1 protein-coding gene is annotated in these 1,562 nt (G+C 39.1%); it reads left to right on the top strand.

All coding sequences use genetic code 11. From position 1 onward, the window contains the following. Positions 1–67: 67 nt before the first annotated feature. Positions 68–1,132 (top strand): HEAT repeat domain-containing protein, encoded by a 1,065-nt coding sequence (locus tag F6K38_RS41570; protein WP_287360678.1) that lies wholly within the window; start codon positions 68–70, stop codon positions 1,130–1,132. Positions 1,133–1,562 lie beyond the last annotated feature (430 nt).

Here is a 1,562-nt window from a genome sequence, read left to right as displayed (position 1 = left end):
ATGAAGTGCTCAGGTTGATTGTGGGCATGATTGATTCTAATAAAGGTGAGAAATTATTGAGTATTTGATGGCACAAGATGGAGAAGCGTATGAGTTTGGTAATTTATTTCTGGCAGGGGATTGTTTGTCTGAAGTTAGGAATCGGTATGAAATTCAATCAACGGATACTGAATTACTGAATTGCTTCAAAGACTTAATTCATTATTCTAAAAATAGACACAAATTCCATTATAGTCGCTTTCAAGCTGTTGTAGCAGTAGCCACCCATTGGCAAGACCACCCAGATACCTTACCCTTACTTCAACAATTGGCTCGCTATGATCAATATTGGATGGTGCGACGTACAGCAATTCAACAATTAGCTCTAGGTTACAAAGACCACCCAGATACCTTACCCTTACTTCAACAATTGGCTTCCTTTGATAAAGAGGATGTGCGACGTACAGCAATTGAACAGTTAGCTCAAGGTTACCAAGACCATCGAGATACCTTAGCCCTACTTCAACAATCCGCTCGTTTTGATCAGCATTCGTTGGTGCGATGTAGAGCAATTATACTGTTAGCTCTAGGTTACAAAGACCACCGAGATACCTTAGCCCTACTTCAACAATCCGCTCGCTCTGATAAAGATTCGAGGGTGCGACGTACAGCACTTGAACAGTTAGCTCAAGCTTACCAAGACCACCGAGATACCTTAGCCCTACTTCAACAATCCGCTCGCTCTGATAAAAATTCGTCGGTGCGACTTACAGCAATTGAACAGTTAGCTCAAGGTTACCAAGACCACCCAGATACCTTAGCCATACTTCAGGAATCGGTTCGTTCTGATAAAGATTCCTGGCTGCGAAGTACAGCAATTGAACAGTTAGCTCAAGGTTGGCACGATCAGCCTTGGTTATTTAAATTTTTATGTGTTCGCGTAGCGGCTCTTTCAGAGCATCGCACTCTCAATGACCCCTTTGAGCGCAAGAAAAGCTGGGATGACAATCCTCGACAAATAGCCCTTAATGCCATCCTCAACTACTATCCTAACCATTCCCAAACCCGGTCTTTATTGCAGGATAGAGCAGAGCATGACCCTGATCCTAAATTGCGGGAGTTTGCTCAAAAGAAATTAGAAAAGTTACGGTAGTTCTGATAGTAATCAAGTATACAGGATTTTTTACCTGTTACCTGTTTCCTATTACCTAAAATTCTCAACTGATTTACCTCACCCAATTGATAACTGCTATCTATTATCAATAAACTCTTAAAAAGGCTTGATAATTATTATGAAATCTAGTAAAGTGCTTAACAGCAAGTAAATACTCCCAAAGTCGAAAACCTTGGGAGAGTCATTTTAGGTTACATTAAACCCAGTCTAGCATCCCTATTTTAATTGTGAAAATAAAACCATGGGAATAGATTATAATTTAGAATGTAGAATTTAGAATTGAGAATTTGTAAGCAGGTATACAAAATTGATTACACATTTCACAAAATTAAAAACCTTACAATGTCAGGATTACAGAAATTGAGAGTAGGTAATTAATTCTGTGTAGGTGTTTAATTCTACATTCTTA

Origin of the sequence: Moorena sp. SIO3B2 (genome assembly GCF_010692525.1) — a bacterium.
GTDB lineage: Bacteria > Cyanobacteriota > Cyanobacteriia > Cyanobacteriales > Coleofasciculaceae > Moorena > Moorena producens.
The sequence above is the reverse complement of the archived record's forward strand: the minus strand, read 5'-3'. Positions and strand labels throughout refer to the sequence as shown.